Source organism: Paenibacillus sp. FSL H8-0537 (assembly GCF_038051995.1).
Classification (GTDB): Bacteria; Bacillota; Bacilli; order Paenibacillales; family Paenibacillaceae; genus Pristimantibacillus.
On the sequence record NZ_CP150290.1, the window covers coordinates 5,934,837 to 5,960,065 of the forward strand.

Annotated in this window: 19 protein-coding genes and 1 other annotated feature; of the genes, 7 read left to right on the forward strand and 12 right to left on the reverse strand. The window is 49.7% G+C overall.

What is annotated here, in order from left to right:
* Nucleotides 1-191 precede the first annotated feature (191 nt).
* Nucleotides 192-734: a hypothetical protein gene (locus MHB80_RS25160; protein ID WP_341279528.1), complete on the forward strand. Its 543-nt coding sequence runs from the start codon at nucleotides 192-194 to the stop codon at nucleotides 732-734.
* A 149-nt stretch (nucleotides 735-883) separates the two neighbouring features.
* Here the strand turns inward: MHB80_RS25160 and MHB80_RS25165 are convergent, their stop codons facing one another.
* Together MHB80_RS25165 and MHB80_RS25170 are read right to left on the reverse strand one after the other, a co-directional pair.
* Nucleotides 884-2,467, reverse strand: a complete 1,584-nt coding sequence (locus MHB80_RS25165; protein ID WP_341279529.1) for an SMI1/KNR4 family protein — start codon at nucleotides 2,465-2,467, stop codon at nucleotides 884-886.
* Nucleotides 2,468-2,560: 93 nt separating this feature from the next.
* The gene (locus MHB80_RS25170; RefSeq protein WP_341279530.1) at nucleotides 2,561-3,676 is read right to left on the reverse strand and encodes a hypothetical protein; all 1,116 of its coding nucleotides are present in this window, start codon (nucleotides 3,674-3,676) and stop codon (nucleotides 2,561-2,563) included.
* 194 nt (nucleotides 3,677-3,870) lie between these two features.
* Here MHB80_RS25170 and MHB80_RS25175 point away from each other — a divergent pair, with 194 nt between their 5' ends.
* Nucleotides 3,871-4,770: a YwqG family protein gene (locus MHB80_RS25175; protein ID WP_341279531.1), complete on the forward strand. Its 900-nt coding sequence runs from the start codon at nucleotides 3,871-3,873 to the stop codon at nucleotides 4,768-4,770.
* 148 nt (nucleotides 4,771-4,918) lie between these two features.
* Here MHB80_RS25175 and MHB80_RS25180 read toward each other — a convergent pair whose 3' ends face one another.
* The 3 genes from MHB80_RS25180 to MHB80_RS25190 form a co-directional block, all read right to left on the reverse strand.
* Nucleotides 4,919-6,148, reverse strand: coding sequence for a PLP-dependent aminotransferase family protein (locus MHB80_RS25180; RefSeq protein WP_341279532.1), 1,230 nt, complete (start codon nucleotides 6,146-6,148; stop codon nucleotides 4,919-4,921).
* 228 nt (nucleotides 6,149-6,376) lie between these two features.
* Nucleotides 6,377-7,540: an iron-containing alcohol dehydrogenase gene (locus MHB80_RS25185; RefSeq protein WP_341279533.1), complete on the reverse strand. Its 1,164-nt coding sequence runs from the start codon at nucleotides 7,538-7,540 to the stop codon at nucleotides 6,377-6,379.
* A 125-nt stretch (nucleotides 7,541-7,665) separates the two neighbouring features.
* On the reverse strand, nucleotides 7,666-8,697 hold the full coding sequence (locus tag MHB80_RS25190) for an EamA family transporter (protein WP_341279534.1): 1,032 nt from the start codon (nucleotides 8,695-8,697) through the stop codon (nucleotides 7,666-7,668).
* 401 nt (nucleotides 8,698-9,098) lie between these two features.
* Here MHB80_RS25190 and MHB80_RS25195 point away from each other — a divergent pair, with 401 nt between their 5' ends.
* Complete coding sequence (locus MHB80_RS25195) at nucleotides 9,099-10,064, forward strand: L-lactate dehydrogenase (RefSeq protein ID WP_341279535.1); 966 nt, start codon at nucleotides 9,099-9,101, stop codon at nucleotides 10,062-10,064.
* 53 nt (nucleotides 10,065-10,117) lie between these two features.
* Nucleotides 10,118-10,355: a binding site (T-box leader), on the forward strand.
* A gap of 67 nt (nucleotides 10,356-10,422) precedes the next feature.
* Entirely contained in the window at nucleotides 10,423-12,123 is a 1,701-nt protein-coding gene (gene argS, locus MHB80_RS25200) for an arginine--tRNA ligase (RefSeq protein WP_341279536.1), read from the forward strand.
* Between the two features lie 76 nt (nucleotides 12,124-12,199).
* Here the strand turns inward: argS and MHB80_RS25205 are convergent, their stop codons facing one another.
* From MHB80_RS25205 to MHB80_RS25225, 5 genes are all read right to left on the reverse strand, one after another.
* On the reverse strand, nucleotides 12,200-12,478 hold the full coding sequence (locus tag MHB80_RS25205; protein ID WP_046233598.1) for a hypothetical protein: 279 nt from the start codon (nucleotides 12,476-12,478) through the stop codon (nucleotides 12,200-12,202).
* A 1,106-nt stretch (nucleotides 12,479-13,584) separates the two neighbouring features.
* Complete coding sequence (locus tag MHB80_RS25210) at nucleotides 13,585-13,827, reverse strand: hypothetical protein (protein WP_341279537.1); 243 nt, start codon at nucleotides 13,825-13,827, stop codon at nucleotides 13,585-13,587.
* 982 nt (nucleotides 13,828-14,809) lie between these two features.
* Nucleotides 14,810-15,904, reverse strand: a complete 1,095-nt coding sequence (locus MHB80_RS25215) for a hypothetical protein (RefSeq protein WP_341279538.1) — start codon at nucleotides 15,902-15,904, stop codon at nucleotides 14,810-14,812.
* Between the two features lie 102 nt (nucleotides 15,905-16,006).
* Complete coding sequence (locus tag MHB80_RS25220) at nucleotides 16,007-17,476, reverse strand: HAMP domain-containing sensor histidine kinase (protein ID WP_341279539.1); 1,470 nt, start codon at nucleotides 17,474-17,476, stop codon at nucleotides 16,007-16,009.
* Nucleotides 17,473-18,207: a response regulator transcription factor gene (locus MHB80_RS25225; protein ID WP_341283072.1), complete on the reverse strand. Its 735-nt coding sequence runs from the start codon at nucleotides 18,205-18,207 to the stop codon at nucleotides 17,473-17,475. The genes MHB80_RS25220 and MHB80_RS25225 overlap by 4 nt, the downstream gene beginning before the upstream one ends.
* 267 nt (nucleotides 18,208-18,474) lie before the next feature.
* Here MHB80_RS25225 and MHB80_RS25230 point away from each other — a divergent pair, with 267 nt between their 5' ends.
* The 3 genes from MHB80_RS25230 (at nucleotide 18,475) to MHB80_RS25240 (ending at nucleotide 22,737) form a co-directional block, all read left to right on the forward strand.
* Nucleotides 18,475-19,287 carry an SDR family NAD(P)-dependent oxidoreductase gene (locus MHB80_RS25230; protein ID WP_341279540.1) on the forward strand — a complete coding sequence of 271 codons (813 nt, stop codon included), beginning with the start codon at nucleotides 18,475-18,477 and terminating at the stop codon, nucleotides 19,285-19,287.
* A 40-nt stretch (nucleotides 19,288-19,327) separates the two neighbouring features.
* Entirely contained in the window at nucleotides 19,328-21,073 is a 1,746-nt protein-coding gene (locus MHB80_RS25235; protein WP_341279541.1) for an alpha-glycosidase, read from the forward strand.
* Between the two features lie 203 nt (nucleotides 21,074-21,276).
* Complete coding sequence (locus MHB80_RS25240) at nucleotides 21,277-22,737, forward strand: IS1182 family transposase (protein ID WP_341277701.1); 1,461 nt, start codon at nucleotides 21,277-21,279, stop codon at nucleotides 22,735-22,737.
* A gap of 139 nt (nucleotides 22,738-22,876) precedes the next feature.
* Here the strand turns inward: MHB80_RS25240 and MHB80_RS25245 are convergent, their stop codons facing one another.
* Nucleotides 22,877-23,758, reverse strand: coding sequence for a hypothetical protein (locus MHB80_RS25245; RefSeq protein WP_341279542.1), 882 nt, complete (start codon nucleotides 23,756-23,758; stop codon nucleotides 22,877-22,879).
* 30 nt (nucleotides 23,759-23,788) lie between these two features.
* Nucleotides 23,789-25,219: a glycogen synthase GlgA gene (glgA, locus tag MHB80_RS25250; protein ID WP_341279543.1), complete on the reverse strand. Its 1,431-nt coding sequence runs from the start codon at nucleotides 25,217-25,219 to the stop codon at nucleotides 23,789-23,791.
* Nucleotides 25,220-25,229 lie beyond the last annotated feature (10 nt).

A 25,229-nucleotide genomic window follows, 5' to 3' on the forward strand; every position in this document is an offset into this window, starting at 1 on the left:
CAACCATCGCATGCTGCGGTTCCTTAAGCCTTGAATCGTCAAAGGTGATTCGCCTCAATCAAATACGAGTTAAGCAAGTTACAGCATGCGAGTCCTTTTTTTTCATACTCTAGAACGATTTCCTTCCATAAATTTGATATATTAATGCTGAATCCAGCTAATTATATGAGGAATAGGCGGGGTGAACCAAGATGAAAATGAAGATGAAGCTGTATCATTATTACGATGAATCTACTGGCCCATTTCGCAATTTATCCGCTCTAGAACCGCAGGAGGCTGAAAAGGTTCTTCAACAAATTCGATCTCAGCAAAGGGGATTTGCAAGTAAACGTTCCAAGGATTACATGAACATTAGGCGTCAACTTGAATGGAAGGCAAGAGAATTATTCGTAGTTAAGGGAGGCAGGCCTTTGCAAAACTTTCCTCACTACATGACTCTTGGAGAGTGCCCCTGGCTTCTGGATTGGTATCCACAAGGCAAAGTGATTCCCTTTTCCATGTCTGACTTTGAACCTGATATCCTTAGCTTTACATATGGCGATTTATTTCCTGCAATGAGATACAACGACGGAAAGCCCTATCGCGGTCAAGTCTATACGCTCAGTGAGATTGCCGATATCCTAACCAAATACGATCTGCCCCAAGCATGGAATGCCCAAGGAGACAAAGGTCCGGAAAGATATATAGAAGTGCAAATATGGGATGATTCCCTGATAAAACAGTTATATTCTTAAAATGAAGCAGCGGCTGCCGCCAAAAAGCTCACTTGGCTGCAACCGCGCTATGTGATCACATTATGCTTAAGTTCATTCTCGCTATTACCCTTGTGCCCGATATGGTGGCATTGTGTCCAGTATAGTGGCATTGTGACCGCTGTGGAACCCTATGCCCTATTATATGCCAGCCAAATTTCCTCTTCTTCATTCGTCATGCTGCCGATCATTTTGCTCATATCTACCTTTTGCACAAAAAGATCCTTCAACACATTAAATTGTGCGAAGCTGCCAGCGAATTGCTGGAGCGAGGCCGATTTCGCCACCGCCTCCAACTGGCCTAGCTGCTCACAACCATTCAGCTCGAGCTCCTTCAAACTTTTACACGCGGCTACAGCCGACATATCCGTAACGGACGTATCCTTCAGCTTCAAGCTTTCCAGCTTGGAGAGCTGCGCTGCGAAAGTGAGATCATTCAGCTCCAGCTGCTTCAACTGGAGCGACTTCAGCTTTTTCATCCTGCTGAGCAGACCGATATGCTGCTTGGCCATGCCATCCGCAAAGCCTTGTATCGAAAGCTCCTGCAGCTGCTCCAGTTCACAGATCGCACGGAGCTGCTCCCCATTGATGTTTGAGACGGAGAGACTGCGCAGGCTTTTGGACTGGGAAAGGGGTGAAAAATCGACAATCGGCACATTTTCAGCCTCCAGCTTTTTAAGCTTTGGCAGTTTAGCCAGTGGGGAAATATCCACGACACCGGTTCCCGTCAAATACAGCTCCTGCAAATAAGCAAGCTCCGACAGCGCGCTCACATCCATAATTGGATTGCCGCCAATGTACAGTACCTTAAGCTGCGTACAGCCGCTGAGCGGCGCAGCATCGCTAATTTCATTGGCGCTTAACACCAGCTCCCGCACCTCGCCGCAATAAGCGAAGGGCTCCGCATCCGTCAGCCCCTCCTTTATAAAATAAAGCTGCTTCGCCTTCAAAAAAGCAGCAACCGAGCCCGACTTTTCCCTAATGCGCGCCAGCCAGTCGGTATCCAGCAAGCGCTCTAGCCTCTCTGCCAAATTGGCTCCCGCTTCTCCATCCTCTTCCATTCCACTCAAACCAGCTTCTAGAGCTGAACGCCCCAGTGGCAGCGGCAAAGCACGCACGGCGTCATGGAAATGTCCGCCCTCTTCCCGCCCATAGTTCCAGAATACCCACTCGTCATCCCGATTGATGTTGAACTGCCCTTCCTTAATCGTATCCCGAATAAATTTCAGCAGCTCGCCGAGCGTTAGAGCAATCACATATTTTGTCTCCTCATCCCGGCCAAAATTAATGATCTGGCCCGTAACGCCGCTCGGCGCAGGCGCCATATCTACACCGAGATGATTGCCTCCGCCATCCTCGCTGATCGGCAGCCAGCCGCGATTGATGTATCGTTCCTCTATCCAGCCAAGCGGAACGGAATAATGACCGCTTTCCTCACCAAAGTCCGCCTCCAAATCCGCCCACACCTGCCACTGCGACGCAAGCTCCTCCAAGGACAGAAACCTAAGCCCCATGAACAGGCCCGGCCCCTCTCTCTCCTCGCCGTTATGCAGCAAATACAAGCTCCGCAGCTCGTCAGGGAAAGAATGGCCCAGCCGCAGCTCCACTTGGGCAATCTCCGCTTCCGTTGCAGGACCGTTCAATGCTGCCGCCAGTTCAGGCAGCTCCTCCTTGAGCAGCTCCTTGATTTCCTCCATATATGTGATGACGCTCATCGCTTCTCCATCCTTCCGCTTGTCTATTTCAGCGCTCTATAGCTCTATAACTTTATAGCTCTACTGCTGCGCCTCTTTCCTTTTCCTCAGCTCCTACAGCTCCAATTGCGCGATAAACAGCTGCTGGGATTTGGCCGCACCATTCATCATCGGATAAATAATGACCCGATAAGCCTGATCGCTGACGCGGCAAATATCGTTTAATACGAGCGATTCGCTGGCTGGAATAGGCAGCAGCTCGCCTGTCAGCTGATTCGTGTAGCCGCGTTCTCCGCTATGCGTAAAAATCGCGCGCAGCTCCTTATTTTGCACAATCGCCCACCCATTGCCCTCTTCAAAAGTAAAGCGGATAATATCCGTCCCGTCCGCAAGGCGCATGGGCTCCCACATGCTGTAAAACGGGCTTTGGAGTTCATACAGCGCATGCTTCTCCCGCCGCCCATCCGACGCAACAACACCGAGATTCAGCACAGTTCCCTTCGTAAAAATAACCCTCATATCCCGTTCGCTTCCCAGCTCCAGCACCTGCAGCATGTCCGCCTCGAACCCGTTCAAACGGCGCTCTTCAATCACTTTCCCTTGCTCATCTAGCGTACGGTGCAGCAGTTCCTCCTCTTGATGCAGGACAGCGAGCAGCCCAAGCCTGCCCTCCGGATCAAGGGAGATTTTATTGTTTTTGGGCATCGGCAGCTTAATGACCTTGCTTGACTGGATGCTGCCGTCGGCAAATTCCAGCCGCAGCAGGCGGTCCGGCTTCTTCTCGCTGAACCAATCCTCATCGTGAAACCAAGCCAGCATCCCAGCCGCAGCGGCATATTTCCCCGGAAAAGGACGGGTACCCTTCGGAGCAGCATGCTCGCTCCGCCCGTATAGCGGCAGCGCTATATCAAGCTCCTTGCCATGAGTCGTTCCAAGTGAAACCCAAACCGCGCCATCCGGACTATGGAACAGCTCAGGCAAAACGCCCTCCTGCTCATGCTGCGTATCGAGAATAGTGCCGCTTCCATCCAGATGGATATAGACGACATCATAAAGTCCGTTTTGATCGTCATGATAGGCGTATGCCGCAATCACCGTGCCGCCCTTTGGAGCGGCAATGGCTCCTTTTGGAGAGATGCCGCCCGGACGCTTCAATAGGGTCACTTGACCAACCGAATTGATTAACGTTTCGACATTCCAAGCTTTACTCCAGCTTTTCAATTCCTCCATCTGACTATCAGCCCCTTATTTCTATCGTACTTTGATTCAGGTAAAACATTACATAGGGAAATATACCCTTTTATCCACAAACTCTATCTATCGCGCCATACGAATTTGGTAAGCTTTCCTCGCAGCGGGGTAATGGTTCAATACGACATGGTTTATGACGACTAACCTAATTCCAGAATGGAGTGTTCATGCTTATGTCCAATCACCTTAACGAACAGCTGTCACACGCGCTGGAGCAGCTGCTGAACGAGCATCATCTTGCTCCCGCTGCCGAAAAATTGCTCCCGCAAGCCCGCAGCACAGTGAAGCTGTCTGCAATAGAGCCTGATTTATATGAAAAGATCGGCAACTCCCGCGTCGGCGGTTATCCGGATCTTCCGCAGGCGATGGAATGGCCAGCGGATGCGTCCGGCAAGCTGATGACCCCGCTCGTCCAACTGAATTTGGCGGACATAGCGCCTGCAAGCAGGCAGGGCTGGCTGCCGGAAACCGGGATGCTGTATTTCTTTTGCGGCATGGACGAAGGTGCTGCGAACATCGAGCATCGCATTATTTTTGTTGAGTACCCTGAGCAGCTTGCTTTACGGCATCCCGAGACAGCAACGATTCTTGAGGATGTATATGAAACGTCGTTTCAACCTTACAAAGCCGCAGCCGTTTCAGCGGTAGAGCTGCCGAACATGCCTTATGTGGATTATGAGGTCATTGATTTTGAGGAAGGCTCGACCGACCGCTATTTTGAGCTTGCCGCCGAGATGCAGGGGGATCGCATAACCAATTGGGGAACGATGTTCGGCTATCCGGCCGGGCAGCATCATGACGCCGAGTTGGAAGCGGCGCTATTCATTTTGGCGGATAAGACGGCCGAATATGACAGCGAGAAGGCGATGAAGCATTTGGCGGACATGCTTGGCAAAAGCCGAGAGCGTGCCGAGGCGGAAATCGAGGATATGATTATGCTGCTGGAAATTGACAGCAATGAACGGGTCGGCTTTCAGTGGCACAATGCTGGCGTCATTCATTTTTTCATAAGAAAAGAAGACCTGCTGGCCCGCAATTTCAGCCGCACCTACTGCTCGCTGTATTCCAGCTAAATCTCATATTTATAGAAGCACATGGCGTATATAAAAAGCGCGAAGCTTCGCCACGCAGATTTTCTGCTGACGGCGTGGCTTCGCGCTTTATGTCGGGAATCGACAAGGTGGATCTCAAGATGCTGCGGATCGCCAGCTAGGCTCGGTTCTAGGCTTGCAGCTCCGGAACAGCTTGCTGCGCCGCTCGGCCTTGCAAAGCTTCAAAATAAGCTTCTGCCAACGCCTTAATGCCGCGCTCGATCTGCTCCGCGATGCAGAAGCTGAAGCATAGCCGCAAATGATGCGAGCCCTGCCCATCGGCGAAAAAAGCATTTCCTGCCACAAAGCTGACACCCTTCGCCAGTGCAGCTGGCGCAATCTGCCTCACATCTACCTGCTCATCAAACGTCACCCAGACGAAAAATCCGCCAGCTGGCGCCTGCACCGCAATATGCTCCGCAAACTCCCTTTCGAGCGCTTGAATCATCGTATCGCGCTGCGTCCTATACCGCTCGGTCAGCTTTTCAACCTGCTCATCGAACCCATAATGCTGCAGCAATTCGCCGACCACCTCTTGGGTAAAAGGATTGAGCTGGCTTCCCAGCGACAGCGTCGCCATATGCGAAATGACCTCCGGTGCGGCAATTGCCCAGCCGAGGCGCAGCCCAGGACCCAGCGTCTTCGAGAACGTACTGACGTAGATGACCTGCTCCGGTGCAAACGAATAGATCGCGGGAAGCGTCTCGCCGCTAATATTCAGCTCGGCATAAGCATCATCCTCAAGGATGAGGAAATTGTAGGCTACCGCCAGCTCCGCAAGCCTTTGCCTGCGCTCAAGCGACAGGCTGACGCCCGTCGGATTATGATAGTTCGGCATGCAGTACAGCAGCTTCGGTATCGGCTCATTGCGCTCAGCCGCCTGCTTCAAAGCCGCCTCCAGCAGCTCGACCTGAAGCCCCTGCTCATCAACGGGGATTGACCTGATGACGGCACCCGCTGCACGGAAAGCTTGCAGGCCATTAAAGAAGGTTGGCGCTTCTACCCAAGCCTCATCTCCCGGGTTAAGCAAAATTCGCGCAGTCAGATCAATGCCTTGAATGGCGCCAAAGGTCGGAATAAAGTTTTCCGCCCCGGCATGAATGCCGAACTTGCGGGAACGTGCCAGCACCCAATCCCTGACGCGGGCTGGTCCCTTCGCTCCCGAATAATGGAGCGCATCCGCCCTGTCCCATTTCAGCGCTTTCTCCGCCGCTGCTTGCAGCTCCTCAACCGGCAGCAAATCCGTTGCTGGAAAACCATAGGACAAATGAACATGCTGCGGATCAGTCACCTTCGTTCCACCAATCGATCGTGCGGGCAAGTTGCGTGCAAAACGATACGCTGCTGCTTGATCTCCCATATGAAAAAGCCTCCTCAAATATCCGATTATTCCGATTATTTTATATGAATTTAACTTATCACTCCATATATGCAGCGGTCAACGGCACGGATAATAGAGATTTTCTATTTCATTATTGATATTTCAAGTATTCGAGAATGACTGGGTCTATCGCTGGCCAGAAAAAAAAAGCATTCAGGCGTGCTGCTTGCGCAGCAGTACCTGAATGCTTCTAGAAAGCTGCCTGACTTACAGGCTCGCCGTCAAGATGCTCTTGACTGCTTCCTTGTCTAGGCTCTTGAAGGAGCCGATTGGGCCGAATACGGTCGCTTCCGCCGCCATCCGGTCGATGTTCTCGCCGTTAATGCCCAGCTCGCCGAGTGTTGCAGGCGCACCAATGCGCGTAAAGTAGGCGCGTGTCGCTTCAATACCTGCAAGCGCCACTTCCTCATCGGATTTGCCGTTCGGGTCGATGCCCCATACCCGTACTGCGTATTGCACGAAGCGGTCGATACGCTCTTGATACACATGCTTCATCCAGTTCGGGAAGATGATCGCAAGTCCTGCGCCATGGGCGATATCATAAATCGCACTTACCTCATGCTCAATGCCATGCGACGCCCAGTCCGTCACAACGCCAATCGGCAGCGTGCCGTTAAGCGCAAAGGTGCCGGCAAGCAGCAAGTTCGCTCTGGCGTCATAGTCAGAGCCATTTTCGATTGCTTTTTCACCGTTTTCAATAACGGTTTGCAAAATCGATTCAGCGAAGCGCTCCTGCAGCGGCGTATCGGTCGTCAGGGAAAAATATTGCTCGAACACATGAGACATAATGTCGACGATGCCGTTTGCTGTCTGATCCTTCGGTACGGAATACGTCAGCTTCGGATCAAGAATCGAAAACTTCGGATAGACAAACTTGCTGCCAAGACCGCGTTTTTGCTGTGTTTCCCAGTTGGAAATAACCGCGTTGCCGTTCATTTCCGAGCCAGTAGCAGCAAGCGTCAGCACGGTGCCGATAGGCAAGGCCTCTTGGATGACCGCTTTGCGGATCGTGAAATCCCATACGTCGCCATCATAGAGCGCCCCAGCTGCAATCGCCTTGGAAGCATCCAGCACGCTGCCGCCGCCAACGGCGAGCACAAATTCGATTTTTTCACTACGGCAAATGTCGATGCCTTTATTAATCGTCGTCAGACGCGGATTCGGCTCTACGCCAGGCAGTTCATGAACGGTTGCGCCAATGCTATTTAATTGGGAAATCACTTCGTCATAAAGCCCCGAACGCTTGATGCTTCCGCCGCCGTATACGAGTAGAACTTGCGTCCCGTATGGCTTGACCAGCTCTCCAAGCTGCTGTACCTTCCCTGCTCCGAAAACGAGCTTGGTAGGGTTGTACAATTCAAAATCTTTCATAGTAAGTGAAACCTCCCGTTAATTAAAATAAGTGAACGGTTGTATTATAACACTTTCACTGAGTTTTCTAAAGTTATAGACGTTTCGTACTTAACTCGCCTGTATTCAGCGCGGGCTGCTCCGCTTTATGAACCATACAAACGCATAAGCAGAATGCCTGCAAAGGCAGCAGATATCCCGATCGTCTCCAATTTGGAGAAACGCTCCTTGACGACAAAGCGTGTATACAGCAGCACAATCAGTACATTAAGCGCCGTTACCGCCGACACCAGTCCCGCCTTCCCCACATCAAAAGCCGTCACAATAAACATCATGCCAACCGCATTGGTAATGCCGACCGCCATCCCGACGGAAAACGTGCGGCGGAAGCTCCAGCTCCTTTTGATCACCAAGCCTGCTGAATTGCCTGCTTTAGCTTCAGCAGCTGCGGTTGGATTAGCGTTTTGAGTCACATTCCCGTTACTAGTAACACCCGTGATACCAGCATTTGCAGGAGTAACCTCCATTGCAGCGGACCCAGCGGCTATTTCTTGCGCAGCTTGGCCTGCTTCCAGGGCATCAAAGCGCATCGAGCGCATATCGCGCAGCCACCAAAGCCCGAAGCAGATCGAGCCGCTGCTGAACATGCAGACAAGCGTCGGAAACAACGGCGCATCCATCAGCGTCGACCATTTTCCCGACAGATCGTTTCCGGCAAACAGCAGCATCGCCAGCAGCCCCCATTGCGCTCCTTGCAAATTGCCACGGGTAATATCATTGGAATAACGCACCAGCAATATACCCGCGATAATGATAATAAAGGAGCTTAGCTGCGCCATATTCAGCGTCTCGCCCCATACCGCGAAGGCGACAACGACAACAATCGCCGAAGGCAGTGCAGTCAAAATCGCAACAATAGAAGCTTTGCCCACGGCAAAGCCCTTGAACATGCTCGCATTTGCCCCGAAAGAGAGCAGCCCCATCTGCACCCCAATGAGCGATGAAACGGTGAAAGCCGACCCTGTTGCCAGCGTACAAACAAGTGTAATCAGCGCTCCCGAGAAAAATACTCCACACAGCAGCGCATTGCGATTAAGCGCCTGCTGGCTCGTCCAATGATACAAAATCCCCCGCAGCCCAAAGCTCGTCGCCGCCAGCAAGGATAATACAAGCCACATAAATGCCATACCTCCATCTCTGTCTGCCCACACATACTTTCCCTATCATGACAGCTGAAGGTTAGATTGTAAATGCACGAAAATAAGCGGTTTATCTCTATTCAACCTTAGGTCTTCCGACCTGCACATTGTGGACAATCCCCCCTGTTTACATGTGGATAAGTATTGGAGGCAGCGGAAAATACTTAACTTGAACACTGTTGATAATGTGTATAACTCTGTGGATAAGTTGAAAAACAGAGCCTGCACCTCCACTAGCTGGCAGATGAAAATGTGCATATTTTCACGCTTTTTCATCCATGTGACATAGACAAACATGGAATGAACATGGCCGTCACATGATGGGCTGGCTGCCGCATATAATAGCGTAAAGAGGTTAACGGCAGAGGAGATGCAAAAGGATGGCAAACAAAGCGCGCAAGGTCGCCATTGTAGGAGTCGGTCAGGTCGGTTCTAGCTGCGCGTATGCCTTAATTAACCAGTCGATTTGCGATGAGCTGCTGCTCATTGACCGCACGTTCGACCGGGCCTACGCACAGGCGCTCGATTTATCTCACAGCATGGATTTTGTCCATGGGCGGACGAAGGTTGCTGCTGGAACGCTGGAGCAGTGCGGAGATGTGGATGTGATTCTTTTATGTGCAGGGGCGTATCCAGTGGGCAGCGATGATCGGCTGGCTGTGCTGCATACGGTGCGCGAAATTTATGAAACGATGATTCCGCGCATTATGAACAGCGGGTTCAGCGGAATTTTTGTAGCGGCCGCCAATCCTGTGGATATTGTGACGTATGTCGTGTGGGAGCTGTCCGGCATGCCGCGCTGCCAAGTGATTGGCACCGGAACGTCCATCGATTCCTCGCGGCTCAAGACGCTGCTCTGCGAGCATTTTCCCGTTGATGCTCGCAGCGTGCAGGGCTATGTGCTTGGGGAGCATGGCGAGTCACAGTTTCCCGCTTGGTCGCATGTGACGGTTGGCGGCAAGCCGCTGCTGCATATTCTGGCTCAGCATCCCGAGCGCTTTGGAAATGTGAAGCTCGGAGCACTCGCTGAGCAGACCCGCAATGCCGGCTGGGAAATCTATACGCGCAAAGGCTCGACCAGCTTTGGCATCGGTAATGCGCTGGCGCATATTACCCGCTCCATTCTAAGCGACGAACATCGCATTATTGCCGTGTCCGCCATATTAAACGGCGAATATGGCCAGCGGCATGTATGTGCCGGCGTACCCGCCATTATCGCCCGCTGCGGGGTTAAGGAAATCGTCGAGCTCAAGCTGACGACGCGGGAGCAGCGGCTGATGGAGCGCTCATGCTCGATTATACGCCAGGCGATTGAGAGCCTGTCTCTCGTCACCGAGAAAGAATAGCCGACTAAAAACGGATTGATTTTTCTGAAAGGATTCGATATGATAGCTGTTAATTAACATCAAGGAACGGGAGAGTAACCTAAATAGGCGCCATTTCAAGCGAGCTGGAACAGTGAAAGCCGGCAATGGACGGTTAGGTGAAGCGCACCCGGGAGATGGCGGCCTGAAACGAGCAATCGCGCTAGGGACGTCCGGTTCAGCACCGTTACAACGGCGAGATGCCCTTCCTTTATTTTGTTCGGAGGCGGCAACAAGAGTGGTACCGCGGGGATAACAGGCCTCGTCTCTTATTTTTAGAGACGGGGCCTTTTTTGCGTGCTGCTCTGCTCTTGCCTGAACATATATTTTGGAGAGGAAGATGATGATGCTGTTAATGGACAAAATTGCGCTGGCTCTGGCTAATGCACTCGCTCTGCCCGAAGCAGAAATTCGGCCCTTGCTGGAATATCCGCCCAATGAGGAGCTTGGCGATGCTGCTTTCCCCTGCTTTACGTTAGCACGCACGATGAAACAAAGCCCTGCTAACATCGCTGCTTTGCTTGAGCCCCTGCTGATAGACGCGAGCTGGAGCGTTCAGGCTGCCGGCCCCTATTTGAATTTCAAATGGAATCGGGAGCTGACCGCAGCGCAGCTTATCGCAGATTGGGAAAGCGGAAGCCTTATGCAGGCAGCCATGGGGAATGGAGAGCGCGTCATTATCGACATGTCTTCACCCAATATTGCAAAGCCGTTCGGCATTGGGCATTTGCGCTCGACGATGATCGGCAATGCGCTGTATCACATTTTGCGCAAGGTTGGCTATGAGACGGTCAGCGTCAATCATCTGGGCGATTGGGGCACGCAGTTCGGCAAGATGATTACCGCCTATCTCAAATGGGGCGACGAGCAGCAGCTTGCAGCCGATCCCATTAAAGGATATTTGGAGCTGTATGTGCGTTTCCATGAGGAAGCTGAGCAGCACCCCGAGCTGGAGGATGAGGCGCGCGGCTGGTTCGTCAAGCTGGAAGCTGGCGATGCTGAAGCCATTCGCTGCTGGAGCCAGTTTATTGCTGACAGCCTGAAGGAGTTCAACAAGCTGTATGACCGGCTCGGCGTGAGCTTTGACCATTTTCTCGGCGAAAGCTTCTATAACGATAAAATGGATGCCGTCGTGCAGCAGCTTCAGGAGCAACAGCTGCTGGAGGAAAGTGAAGGCGCACAGGTCGTCCGGCTGGATGAGCATGAGCTGCCGCCTTGCCTCATTCGCAAATCCGATGGCACCTCCATCTATGCAACACGTGACCTAGCGACCGCGATATATCGCTATGAAGAGATGAAGGGCAGCGAGCTGCTGTATGTCGTCGGCTCGGAGCAATCGCTGCATTTTCGCCAGCTGTTTCTCGTGCTTGAGAAAATGGGCTTTGCGTGGGCAGCAGCCTGCAAGCATATTCCCTTCGGACTCATGAAGCTGGACGGGCAAAAAATGTCCACCCGCCGCGGCAAGGTCGTGTTTCTAGAAGAAGTGCTGGATGAAGCGGTGCAGCGAGCTTTGCAGAAAATAGAGGAAAAGAACCCTGCACTTGCGGGCAAGGCTGCGGTGGCCGAGGCGGTTGGCATTGGCGCCGTCGTATTCGGAGATCTCAAAAATACGAGAATGCTTGCGGTCGATTTTGTGCTGGAGGATGTACTGAATTTTGAAGGGGAGACGGGCCCATACGTGCAATATGCTTACGCCAGAACGCAGCGGATATTGGCAAAAGCAGCCGGCAGCGATGTGGCTGCTGCCCCTCAGCCTGCCGATTATGAGTATGTTACAGGCGATTATGCCTGGCTGCTGATGAAGATGCTTTTGCGCTACACTGCCGCCCTGGGTGACGCTGCCAAGCGGCATGAGCCGTCCATTCTCGCCAGGTATTTGATCCAGCTCGCGCAGGCGTTCAATCGTTTTTACCATCATGACAAGGTACTTGCCGGGGACGCTGGCGAGCGGATCGTTAAGCTTAAGCTGGTGCAGATTGCTGCCGATGTGCTTAAGGAAGGCTTAGAGCTGCTCGGCTTGAAAACGCCGAAGGAAATTTAGACGTAAAGCACAAAAAACAGGCATCCACCAGCCAGAGGCGGGGGTGCCTGTTTTTTAACTCTTTTTCAAACAAGTATTAGCTATTCGTCGGTTCCGGAATAAGATCCTTCTCGATGATCTGCTGATTGAAATGAGCGATGTTCTTCTCAAAGCAATTGCAGTAGTAGTCTTTCCGGCACAATGGACAAGGTACGTTCAGCATCCGCGTAACGCCTGTTAATCTCCATACTGGCTTCTGGCTGTAGAACAAACGCGCCTTGGAACCTTCACTAAGTGTCATGATGAACTGATATAACCCTGAGGCAAGATCCTTGTCGGCTAAAATAACGTTCTTAATCTGCAGTTTCGAATTCAAGATTTTCACCCTTACTGTTCGTATTCAAGATTGTGTAATAATACCCTTTATAGCGCCTTAAGTCAATATTTCTGCGGCCAGGACCATCGTTTGGGTATAAAAATCTTCATGCGAAAGTAAGGAAATCCCGCTTCGGCGTATCCATTTTTAAAACGAGACATGTTTGGTTTATGCTCTTACACTTTTTTTCTCAAAGCAAAGATAAATATCAGATAGGCTATGATTAGAGCAAGATTGAACAGGGGAAGGATCATTTTCCAAAACTCATTCGGAGCCGTTGCAAACATTAGGAGTCCCCCTGAAAAGAGAAAGAAGATATTTTCTACTCTTCTTCGAGGCTCCCATCCTGCTCTTACGATACTGACAATAACCCATAATGTAATCAGCACATAAAAGATTAAGGCTATTATATTAAGCACACGCCTACCACCTTGTTTTGGAAGACATTAACGGCAACGTCTAATCGCTCTATAATATTTATAAGCATAGATTCAACGTCATCTGGATTCGTTTCAACAATTCCCAGCTAACATTAATATTTATGCCATTGAATAAATAATATCATACCGGTTTGTTCATTATTATGGCTAAAAAAGATAAACTCTCAGGAGAAAGCTTTACAACTGTCTTTCCATAACAGACCAGCTAGGGCGCATATGCGAACCAGAGCTGGGTACCCGCCCCTTTTTGCGAGGACTGTGATTCCGCTATTCGGACTATTTAGCCGATTTCAGGGCGTAAGCGGACAGGAGAGCCGTTATCACTCACATTATCTCGTTAAAATGACCATTTGCAGTGCATTAACGGCTTCTGAGTCCGCTGCCTGCGCCACAATCCCTGATCCTGTTGAAATAGCTGCGGCTGTGTCCGCGAAGATTATCGGGAATACATTTGCCGTTCATTCAAATCTTCCTTATTTTTTTCATAAATATAACAAGAAGCTTTTAGCAATTATTTTCGAAAGCATGGGATTTATTTTCGTTATGCCAGTCCAGACTACTGCACTACACATTACTTTCGGCATCATCGACCTACTTACCTTCAGATGTCAGGCTGTAGGCCAGCTTCTTGCCATTTTTAAAACGAGACATGTTTGGTTTATGCTCTTACACTTTTTTTCTCAAAGCAAAGATAAATATAAGATAGACTATGATTAGAGCAAGATTGAACAGGGGCAAAACCGTTTTCCAAAGCTCGTTAGGAGCCATTGCAAACATTAGAATTCCCCCTGTAAATAACAAATAGATGTTTTGCACTCTTCTTCTAGGTGTTCTTCCGGCCCTCACAATACTGAAAATAACCCATAATGTGATAAGCGGATAAGCAATTATAGCGATTAAATTAAGCATGATTTCACCGCCTAGTATTAAAAGAAATAATACATCTCATTTTCTATAGATTACGTTTACACAAAAGTATATCATAGCTTTCCTATATAACTATACGCTTTACCTAAATATGACTTTGCGCTACTCCATTGATTAACTACATTTCCTGCAAACAACGCTGCTGCTCCTCCACCAATAATGATAGCTCCAATTGCACTCCATGATAATGTCGCTATTGTCCTAAGTATAGATTCAACATCACCTGAATTCATTTAAACAATTGCCAGCTAACATCAATATTTATACCATCGACTAAATTATATCATACAAGATTTTTTTATTATTATGGATAAAAAAAGAGGACTGAGATTCCGCTATTGGGACTATTTAGCCGATTTCGGGACGTAAGCGGACAGGAGAGCCGTTATTACTCACATTATCTCGTTAAAATGACCATTTGCAGTGCATTAGCGGCTTCTGAGTCCGCTGCCTGCGCCACAATCCCTGATCCTGTTGAAATAGCTGCGGCTGTGTCCGCCAAGATTATCGGGAATACGTTAGACGCTAAATTCAAACTAAATCCGGCTCATTTTCCTTCGTATAAAAGTACTAACATAATTCATATTAAACAGGAGGTTATTCATGAAGTTATCAACAAAATCTTTAATGGATTTAAGGATAGAGGAGACTAGACCAGCGCTAGTTAATTCAAACCTTCCATGTCTTTTTCAAAGCTTATGAATTTTGTATCTATTCTCTACTCCATTGCTTCTTTTTCATTAATCGGATTCATTGTGTGGATTTTACAAAAAAGTAATTTAAATGAACCATGAAGAGGATGTCCTTAAGTAGCTGCTAGCTATTACGGACATCCTTATTTTTTCATAAATATAATGAAGCAGCTTTCAAATGAGGCAGCTTTTAGCAGTTATTTTCGAAAGCACGGGATCGACTTTCATTATGCCAGTCCAGACTACTGCACATTATTTTCAGCATCATCGACCTATTTCAATGTAATCACAAACGTAATAAAATCGTTCTGCTCCTGTGAATAAGTCGCGGCGACGATTTTTTTGCCGGAGGGGCTCCAGCCGAGATCGTCGGATAAATACTGGACATCGAGCTTAATCGGCACCGTATCGCCACTAATGGCATCCGCCACAAACACGCCGTTGTCACCGCCAGCACCTTCCGATGTCAGGCTGTAGGCCAGCTTCTTGCCATCTGGCGACCAGCTTGTGCCAAATACCTGTGTCGCGCTGCCCAGCTCAATCGGTTCATTGCCCTTTGCATCGGTAATCATCAGCGTCCGCGTCGTGTTCGTGGTGCGCTTCACCAAAGCGAGCTGCTTGCGCTCTGGCGATGGAATGACCCAGACGACGTCCGTCGCCAGCTTCTCCCCCTGCTTGCTGCCATCAGGAAGAAAATACAGCACTTCATTCACGACATAATAAATGCCGCCTTCGCCTGGCATCGCCGTAAAAATCCTCTGCTCGCTATCGTATATCGTCTCCGATGTGCCATCGACGCCCGCCTTGATCACTTTGCCCTCGATCGTCATGAACAGCACATGCGTATCATCCATCCACATGCCTGTTGTCGTATCGATCACATCTTTGCCTAGCTCCACTGACTTTCTCGTCTCCATATTCATAATATAGCCGTGGGCACTTTCTTCGTTATTCAGCTTATAATATAAATATTTTCCATCCGGTGACGGCTTTGCAAAACCCTGATGGGCGGGCTGTTCATACAAGGCTTCCTCCTGCTTCGTCACCAGATTATGCACATACAAATTATTAGGAAACATCATCTCCCCTTCCACCGCTATTTTCTGCTCATTCTCATTGCGCTTGACGGTGACAAGCTGATCCTCGGTAATAAAGCTAGTCCCCCGCGTCCTATCCATTTGGGCAATTTGACTGACAGCTACCTTCGTATCGGTCGATTGATCCGGCTCGACGACGGTAATCGTTTTATCCGGCTTTTGTATCGTTTCGCGTGCTGGCGCATTACCGTCTCCACAGCCCGCGAGCAGCAGCGCCACACAGCAAGCAGCCGCACCTGTATTTATCCATTTAAAAAGGGTTTGTTTCATCTCGTATTTCCCCTCTCCCTTATTGCTATGCGCTAATTGTAATCAGCGAATGTTTCGCCCTCGTCTCCAACTTGTTTCGGGCCTGTAAACCTTTAACCATCACTAACCGATATATAGCGGAAAATAGACCTTGAACGTCGTTCCATCCTCGCTCGACCTGACTAGCACAAGCTCACCCTGCTGCGCCTCAGCAAGCTGCTTAACGAGCGATAGGCCGAGCCCTGTTCCTCCCGAAATACGGGAGCGGTCGCGGTTGACCGTATAGAAGGGCTCGAAAATTTTGTCATGCGCTTCCGCCGGAATGCCGATGCCCGTATCCCGCACCACCACATTGGCCCGATTTCCGTCCACATGCAGCGCAACCTCAATCTGTCCGCCAGGACGATTATATTTAATGGCATTATCAATTAAGTTGATGAATATTTGCATCAGGCTCTCCCGATCCGCCCAGATAACAGCAGGCTCCAGCTGCGTATGCAGCATCAAATCAAATTTTGCCGCCTTGCCCTGCATGCGCGTGCACAAATCCAGCAGCAGCTCATCGAGCTTCAGCACCTCTGCCTGCTGCTCAAATTCATACTTTTCCAGCGCCGCCAAATGCAGCACCTTCTCAACCATATCGTACAGCCGCCCGGATTCCTTTCCCATGCTTTGAATGGCCTCATCTATGAGCTTCGGATCATCGCGGTACATATCCAGCAAATCCACATACGCTCGAATCGACGTGAGCGGCGTCTTGAACTCGTGGCTGATATTGCCGATGAATTGCTTCTGCTGCTGCTCCAATTGCTGCAGCTTATGGATGGCGAGCGTAAGCTTGCGCTGCTCCTCCTTCATTTCCTCAATATGGCGTTCAATGGCGCTGCTCATGAAAAAAATATCCTGGCTTAAGTCGCCCAGCTCATCGCGCCTGCGAACGGGATTTTGCCGCAAATACCGCCCTTCGCGAATGCTGCCTGCTGCACTTCTCAGCCGGGAAATGACAGCGGCAAGCCTATAAAAATACCCATAGCCCATGACCGCCCCTGCCACCACGGCAATAATGCCCGCAGTTTGAAACAGCTCGCGGATCGTCTGGGCGAACTGATGGTCATTTTTCAACGAGTAATGGAAGCTGACAACGCCAAGCAATCCGTCCTCGCCCTGCAAAGGTGCAAAATAAATCAAGGAATCTCCCGCCGTTTGATAGGCGATTTTGCCGTTAAGGGCGTATTGCAGCGTATCGGACAAATTTGCTCCTTTTTCTCCGCCAACGGGAATGGAGCTGCCGGCTTCTTTGCCCTGCGTGTCATAGAGCGTCGTCTGCATGCCGCTGATCATAGAGATATAGAGAGCGAGCCGCTGCCCTCTTAACGGCATAAAGGATTCGCGCGCAAGCTGCGGTTCGCTAGTAGCGAAGCTTTGGCGAACGTATTGTGCCGCTACCTCGCTCTGCTTGGCCAGCAGCTTCTCGGTTCGCTCCTGCTGATCGCGCTCGATTCCGCTTTGCACCATCATGCTCAGTACGCTCACGGTGAGCGCCAGCAGCACGACCAGCACAATGCTCATCCGCAGCTTCAAGCTGATTCTCATGACGGCTCACCGGATTGCCCCGGCTCACTCGTTTTTATCGACGCTCCTGCCTTTGAAGCTTTGTAGCCGATGCCATAGACGGTCTGGAGCAGCGTCTGGCTTGAATCGCCAAGCTTTTTTCGCAGCCGCTGGATATGAATGTCTACCGTGCGCGTCCCGCCCGCGTATTCCATATCCCAAACCAGATCAAGCAGCTCCTCACGGGTATACACCCGTTCGGGATGCGACAGCAGCAGCGCTGCGAGATCGAATTCCTTCGGCGTCAGCTCAAGCGCAGCACCTCCAGCTGTTATGAGCCGCTGCTGCATATGCAAGCGAATGCTGCCCAGCTCATACACATCTGACTCCTCCTCACGTCCAGCCAGCTTCTGGGTGCGCCGCATCAGCGCCTTCGCTCTGGCGACAAGCTCACGCAAATCAAACGGCTTCGTCATATAATCGTCGGCTCCCAGCTCAAGACCCAGCACCTTGTCGACGATGTCATTTTTGACTGTGAGCAAAATAATGCCGACGCCATGACGATTTTCCAGCTTCCGGCATACTTCATAGCCGTTCATGCGCGGCATCATAACGTCCAAAATAATGACATGCGGCTGGAAAACAGCGACTTTCTCCAGCGCCTCTACCCCATCGCCAGCCGTCTCGACCAAATAGCCCTCGCGTCTGAACGCGTATGCAACGGCGCTGACGATACTCGCTTCATCGTCCACGACCAATATTTTTTTATCTATCATTTGACCTGTCATGCGTAACCGCTCCCCCCGCGCCTGTCTAACCCATATTACCCTTTAACACCTAGCATAATGCAGCGGTGCATCGCCAATATATCGAACTTGTTTCCAACTTGTAAACAACGGTGCATCACACACTTAAAAAAATGAAATAGTTGGGTTTACCCAATTGGTTTAGGGTAAGAGAAATTAGATCATCTTAACAGAATACGGATTTGCAGGGTTTGTTCCCTGAACATAATTATACATTGCGGGAGGGTTTCGATAATGGCGAATGAACAAACGAAGACTGGCAGCGGCAGACTGGCGGGCAAAGCTGCCCTAATCACCGGAGCCGGCTCCGGTATCGGCCGTGCGGCGGCACTGCTGTTCGCCAAGGAAGGTGCCAATCTGGCACTGCTTGATGTGAATGAGGATGGGCTCGCTACAGTCAAGGTGGAGGCAGAAGCTTTCGGCGTCACCTGCGCAACAGCCGTGACCGATATTTCAAGCGAGGAAGCCATCGAAGCGGCTTATAAAATCGCGCTAGACAAGCTGGGCCAGCTCGACATCGTTTATGCCAATGCCGGCATTAACGGTTCCATGGCTCCCATTGAGCTAATGAAGCTGGAGGATTGGAGCAAGACGATTAACATTAACTTAAACGGCACGTTTCTGACCGTGAAGCATGCTATTCCAGCGCTCAAGGAAAAGGGCGGCAGCATTTTGATTACGAGCTCCATTAATGGCAACCGCGTCTTCTCGAATATCGGATTCAGCGCATACAGCAGCACGAAGGCGGCCCAGGTCGCATTCACACAGATGGCGGCGCTGGAGCTGGCCAATTACCGCATTCGCGTTAATGCCATTTGCCCCGGCTCGATTAAGACGAATATTGATAAAAGCACGAAACGCTCGCCCTATTTGGAGGAGGTGCAAATTCCGGTCAACTTCCCTGAAGGCGATCAGCCGCTGGAGAAAGGCCCTGGCTCGCCCGAGCAGGTCGCACAGCTTGCCCTGTTCCTCGGATCGGATGATTCGCATCATATTACGGGCACAACGGTTTACATTGACGGAGCGGAATCCTTGCTCCACGGCTAGTTAGGCCAACCGCTTGATTGGAGAGGAGAAACGACTATTTATGCTGAGAGAAGCCATTCACCACACCCCAAGCCACAAGTGGGCCTACGCCTATGATCTAAGCACCTATCACATTCGGCTGCGCACGCGAAAAAATGATGTGGAGGACGTCGTCATGGTCGCCGGAGACAAATACGACTGGAACGGCAACCTCCAAGAAATTGTTATGGAAAAAATCGCCTCCGATCAGCTGTTTGATTATTGGGAAGGTGTTATTATTCCGAAATATAAACGCTTCTCCTATGGATTTCGCCTGCATGCCGGCACGGAAACGATATGGAAGATTGAAACCGGATTTTATGCGCAGCAGCCGACGCCTCCGGGCGGTTATTTTGAGGTGCCCTACATTCATGAGGTTGACTTATTCGATGCGCCAGACTGGGCGAAAAACGCGGTCTTTTATCAAATCATGGTGGACCGCTTCAATAACGGAAACAAGGAAAACGACCATGATTATGTCAGGCCATGGGGAGAAACGCCAGATATTCATTCGCATTTCGGCGGCGACATGCAGGGGATATTAGATAAGCTGGATTACATTAGCGACCTGGGCGTAAATTCCATTTATTTGACACCCCTATTCACTTCGCCTTCCAACCATAAATACGATACGGTTGATTATCACATGATTGATCCACAGTTCGGCGATTTAGAGCTGCTTAAGAAGCTGGTTGACGAGTGCCATAAGCGCAGCATTCGTGTCGTGCTCGATGCGGTGTTCAACCATGTGAGCGAGCAGTTCCCCCACTTTCAGGATGTGCTGAAACACGGAGAAAAGTCCAAATACAAGGACTGGTTCCATCTGAATCACTTTCCGGTGGCTGTTCAGGATGGCAAGGCGAACTATGATACGTTCGGCTTTTATGGCAACATGCCCAAGCTTAACACCGCCAATCCTGAAGTGAAAAAATATTTGCTCGACGTCGCCGTCCATTGGATTCGCGAAGCGGACATTGACGGCTGGCGGCTCGATGTCGCCGACGAAATCGACCATCATTTCTGGCGGGAGTTCCGCGGCGCAGTCAAGGCCGTGAAGTATGACACCTACATTATCGGCGAGGTGTGGGGAGATGCGCTGCGCTGGCTGCAAGGCGACCAATTCGATTCGTCGATGAACTATCCCTTTACGAACAGCGTGCTCGATTTTTTCTCCAGCAACGACAGACACGCATCGGATTTTGCCGAGGAGGTAAACCGCCTGCTCATGCGTTATCCGCAGCAGACGAACGAAGCGCTGCTGAACCTGCTGTCGAGCCATGACATTCCGCGCTCCTTGACCAGAATGGGCGGCGATAAACGGCGGGCGAAGCTGGCGGCCGTGTTTATGATGACGTCGATGGGCGTACCTTGCGTCTTCTACGGCGATGAAGTTGGGATTCAAGGCGGCGGCGACCCCGATTGCCGCAAATGCATGGAATGGGATGAGGCCAAGCAGGATCGGGATTTGCATGATTTTTATCGAATCATCATTTCGCTCCGTAAAAAGCATGAGGCGCTGCGCTGCGGCCGCTTCCGTTTCCTCCAGGCGAGCAGCGAGAAAGGCACCTTCGTCTATGAGCGGATGAACAATAAGCAGCATTTCACCATTTGGATGAACAATACGGAGGAGGATGTATTTCTCGCCCACCCCATGCTGGCTGGCGGTTGGCGTGATTCGCTCACCGAGGAAGAAGTGGCGACATTCGAGGAACAGCTCCGCATTGAGCTTGAGCCGATGGGCTACCGGATTTTGTACCGGAACATTTGAAGCAGCTTGCATAGGACTTGCATAGGACTTGCATAGGACTTGAACAGGGCTTGCATAGGCAGCAAAAAAAGGACAGGCATCGGATTTTCGAGGCCACTGAAAAAGTCCACACCTTAGAAATAGAATACCTTTCCTCGATTTTGCGAGGAAGGGTATTCTGTTTTGCTGTATAATAGCTGTAATAATTCTAGGCGGTGTCTCGGATGATTTCAAATCAACAAACTCTTAACCTCAGCCCGTATGTGGGAATTTACGATATAGTTGTACCTAAAGATAATATGCTCCGCCAAATTATTGACCTTGTTGATTTTTCTTTTGTCCATGAAGAATTACAAAATAAATATTGCCTTGATAACGGTCGCAATGCAGTACCTCCTATACGTATGTTCAAATATTTATTATTGAAATCTATTTTCGATGTATCCGATGTGGATGTTGTAGAACGATCGAAATATGACATGTCTTTTAAATATTTCTTGGATATGGCGCCGGAAGATGGCGTCATTAATTCGAGTTCTTTAACGAAGTTTCGAAAACTTCGTTTGAAAGATGTAAACCTACTAGACATACTTATTCAAAAAACAGTAGCGATTGCATTGGAAAAAGAAATCATAAAAAGTACCGCGATTATTGTAGACGCCACACATTCAAAAGCGCGTTACAATCAAAAATCACCCAAAGAGATTTTAATGGAGAAGTCCAAGCTGCTACGAAAAGCCGTTTATCAAATGGATGAAAAGATGAAAGATAAATTCCCTTCAAAAACAACAACAAACAAATTGGAAGATGAATTGGACTATTGCCGAAAAGTCATTCAGGCTGTGGAAAAGGAAGAAAAGATTCGCGAATACCCAAAAGTAAAAGAAAAGCTGAACTATTTAAAAGAAATCGTAGAAGATCACGAAGAGCATCTTCAATTCGCAAATGATCCGGATGCACGTTTAGGTCACAAAACAGCCGACTCCTCTTTCTTCGGATATAAAACACATCTTGCAATGAATGAAGAACGAATCATTACAGCAGCGGTGATTACGACGGGTGAAAAGAATGATGGAAAACAACTTCAAACTCTCATCGAAAAAAGTCATGACACAGGTATGAAGATCGATACCGTTATTGGAGATGCAGCCTATTCTGAAAAAGATAATATTCAGTATGCCAATCACAACGAATTACAATTAATATCAAAATTAAACCCTAATATCACACAAGGAACTCGTAAAAAAGAAGAGGAATTTGAGTTTAATAAAGATGCAGGTATGTACGTTTGTAAAGCTGGACATATGGCGATTCAAAGAGCGCGCACAGGTAAGAAAGGTATGAATAATAACCAAAAGAATACCTACATGTTTGACATTGAAAAATGCAAAGTATGTCCAATGAAAGACGGGTGCTATAAAGAAGGTGCGAAAAGTAAAACCTATTCTGTAACCATCAAATCCACCGAACATAAGGAACATGAGGCATTTCAAAATAGTGATGATTTCAAGGAGAAATCGAAAGAACGTTATAAAATTGAAGCGAAAAACAGTGAACTCAAGCATAGACACGGGTATGATGTTGCATCGTCCTCGGGTCTTGTTGGCATGCAAATGCAAGGTGCCATGGCCATATTTTCTGTTAATCTCAAGCGAATCATTACACTCATGAAAGATTCAAAGTAAAAGAATAAAGAGAAAGGCGATATTCCGTTCCAATGTGAACGAAATTTCGCCTTTTTGATTTAAAACAAATCTTAACAAATTATAAACGTAAGTTTTTCAGTGGCCTCCGGATTTTCCGGCCTGTCCTTTTCTTTATAGCTTAATCGCACAGATGCGAAGCATACCGTCCGCCACGTCCCTGAATAAACAGAAATTGCACATGGGGCTGAAGCTTGCCGAGTGCGATTACCTCATCCAAGGTCAGCATAGAATGGCGCAGCTTGAAATGAAAATGCGGCTGGCGGATAAAACGGTCAGACGCGAACAATGCTTCATAGCTTGCATAAGGAATCGCATCCTCCGGCACCTCATCGATCGTTTCAATCCGCTCAGAAAAGTCCAGCTGCCGCAATTCAGCATAATAGGGACACTCGGCGAGACGGGTAATAAAGGATTCCTCTGAGAACCCTACCTGCAGCCTCAATTCGCGGAGCGGGTGGCCTTCAATCGCGAAAAAAGCTTCATCCGGCACAGTCGGCGTCTGGAAGGTGAGAACAGCTGGCATTTTAGCAAGCAGCTTCGTCACCATGCCATGCTCCTCATCATAGTCGCACCCGATAAAGCGGACGTTATGATCGCCTGAATCTGTGAGCTGCACGAGGAAGGAACGCAGAGCTGAAAACTCCGCCTCGGAATGAACAATACGCGAGAAATTCCATTCATTCATGCCGTTCGCCCCTTCATCAGGCCCCATGAAGGTGAGCGAAGCAAGATGAGGAGCAACGTCAGGCAAACAAATAAACTCCAGAAACTTTACAAAAGGATAGTTCGTCTCGTAGTCGAAATCATCTGCCGCAATCGTCGGATTTTCATCATAGCCGACGCCATAAAACAGGAGCTCGTACTGATCGCCTACCTGGGCAAAGCTCACTTTAGCATCACGATAGGGCGACCAGACGGCATGATCCGGATCATAGCTTTGCTTAATGTCCATTTGATAATGGTAAATGCGCCTCTGCAGCTCCAATAAGCGCTCTATCATCGGCGGTCACACTCCTTTTGTCCCGAAACTTTATTGAATCAGCTCTTTATACAGGGCTATGTATTGCTCGGCCGACGCTCCCCAGCTGTAATCGCCGGCAAAGGCGGCTGCAGTCAGCTTGCTTCGATGGGACTCATTCCACCAAATATGAATAGCATAACGAATCGTATTCAACATATCTCGGCTATTGTATTTGGCGAAGGAGAAGCCGTTGCCCTCTCCCGTCCACTCATTGTAGCTTTGAACGGTGTCCTTGAGCCCGCCAACCTCGCGGACGATAGGCAAGCTGCCGTAACGCAGCGCCAGAAGCTGACTAATTCCACATGGCTCGAATAAGGACGGCATGAGGAACATATCGGATGCCGCATAAATACGGCGGGCTATGCCATCATCAAAGCCGATCCATGAAACCATTTTGCCTGGATAACGATACTGAGCGGCGCGGAACGCGTGCTCCAACTCGGGTTCACCAGTGCCAAGCAGCACAAGCTGTATATCCTCTGTTTGCAGCAGCTCGTCCAGCACTTCCAGCACAAGCGGCAGCCCTTTTTGATCCACAAGCCTGCCGACCATGCCGATGAGGGGAATCGCATCGTTGACCGGCAGTCCGAGCTCCTGCTGGAGTGCCGTTTTGTTTTGCTTTTTCAGCTTAAGGCTGTCCTTGTATGGGAATGGAATGAACGGATCGGTCTCCGGGTTGTAGCTGCGCGCATCGATGCCGTTAACAATTCCTAGGAGCCGCTCGCCTTTCGCCCGCAGCGTGCCATCCATGCCATAACCATATTCAGCTGTGCGGATTTCATTGGCATAGGTCGGGCTGACTGTCGTTACCCGGTCAGCAAGCTGAATGCCCGCCTTCATAAAGCTCACCGAACCATGATATTCGACTCCGTCCGGAGTGAACATCTCATTTTGCAGCCCCAGCCAGTCGCCTAAAGCCTGATGAGGGTAGTTGCCCTGATATTGCAAATTATGAATGGTGAACACCGTCTTCACGTGGGAATATTCCGGCCGATGCCAATAATGATGCTTGAGCAAAGCAGGAAGCATGCCCGTATGCCAATCATGGCAATGCAGCACATCCGGGATGAAGCCCATCACCGGCAGCGCATCAAGCACCGCCCGGCAGAAAAAAGCATAACGCTCGCCGTCATCCCCATAGCCATAAGCCGAGCCACGACGGAAATAATGCTCATTGTCGATAAAATAATAAACGACGCCTTCATGGACAAGCTCCTTGATGCCGCAGTAAACATGGCGCCAGCCTACTGATACATAGATAAATCCAAGCTCCTTCATCTGCGCCCGATATACGTCCTTCACCGAAGCGTAAAGCGGCATAATGACGCGGACATCCGCGCCCTTCTCATTCAATGCTTCCGGCAGAGAGCCTGCTACATCAGCAAGGCCGCCCGTCTTCATAAATGGCACGCATTCCGCAGCCGCAAACAATACGTTCATGCTTTTCATC

What these genes read in the sequence shown, in the direction of transcription:
- glgA (WP_341279543.1), bottom strand. Translation starts at nt 25,219, where the DNA reads ATGAACGTATTGTTTGCGGCTGCGGAATGCGTGCCATTTATGAAGACG.
- MHB80_RS25215 (WP_341279538.1), bottom strand. Translation starts at nt 15,904, where the DNA reads ATGAAACAAACCCTTTTTAAATGGATAAATACAGGTGCGGCTGCTTGC.
- MHB80_RS25195 (WP_341279535.1), top strand. Translation starts at nt 9,099, where the DNA reads ATGGCAAACAAAGCGCGCAAGGTCGCCATTGTAGGAGTCGGTCAGGTC.
- MHB80_RS25165 (WP_341279529.1), bottom strand. Translation starts at nt 2,467, where the DNA reads ATGAGCGTCATCACATATATGGAGGAAATCAAGGAGCTGCTCAAGGAG.
- MHB80_RS25240 (WP_341277701.1), top strand. Translation starts at nt 21,277, where the DNA reads ATGATTTCAAATCAACAAACTCTTAACCTCAGCCCGTATGTGGGAATT.
- MHB80_RS25190 (WP_341279534.1), bottom strand. Translation starts at nt 8,697, where the DNA reads ATGTGGCTTGTATTATCCTTGCTGGCGGCGACGAGCTTTGGGCTGCGG.
- MHB80_RS25245 (WP_341279542.1), bottom strand. Translation starts at nt 23,758, where the DNA reads ATGATAGAGCGCTTATTGGAGCTGCAGAGGCGCATTTACCATTATCAA.
- MHB80_RS25170 (WP_341279530.1), bottom strand. Translation starts at nt 3,676, where the DNA reads ATGGAGGAATTGAAAAGCTGGAGTAAAGCTTGGAATGTCGAAACGTTA.
- MHB80_RS25160 (WP_341279528.1), top strand. Translation starts at nt 192, where the DNA reads ATGAAAATGAAGATGAAGCTGTATCATTATTACGATGAATCTACTGGC.
- MHB80_RS25235 (WP_341279541.1), top strand. Translation starts at nt 19,328, where the DNA reads ATGCTGAGAGAAGCCATTCACCACACCCCAAGCCACAAGTGGGCCTAC.
- MHB80_RS25185 (WP_341279533.1), bottom strand. Translation starts at nt 7,540, where the DNA reads ATGAAAGATTTTGAATTGTACAACCCTACCAAGCTCGTTTTCGGAGCA.
- argS (WP_341279536.1), top strand. Translation starts at nt 10,423, where the DNA reads ATGATGATGCTGTTAATGGACAAAATTGCGCTGGCTCTGGCTAATGCA.
- MHB80_RS25230 (WP_341279540.1), top strand. Translation starts at nt 18,475, where the DNA reads ATGGCGAATGAACAAACGAAGACTGGCAGCGGCAGACTGGCGGGCAAA.
- MHB80_RS25175 (WP_341279531.1), top strand. Translation starts at nt 3,871, where the DNA reads ATGTCCAATCACCTTAACGAACAGCTGTCACACGCGCTGGAGCAGCTG.
- MHB80_RS25210 (WP_341279537.1), bottom strand. Translation starts at nt 13,827, where the DNA reads ATGCTTAATTTAATCGCTATAATTGCTTATCCGCTTATCACATTATGG.
- MHB80_RS25220 (WP_341279539.1), bottom strand. Translation starts at nt 17,476, where the DNA reads ATGAGAATCAGCTTGAAGCTGCGGATGAGCATTGTGCTGGTCGTGCTG.
- MHB80_RS25180 (WP_341279532.1), bottom strand. Translation starts at nt 6,148, where the DNA reads ATGGGAGATCAAGCAGCAGCGTATCGTTTTGCACGCAACTTGCCCGCA.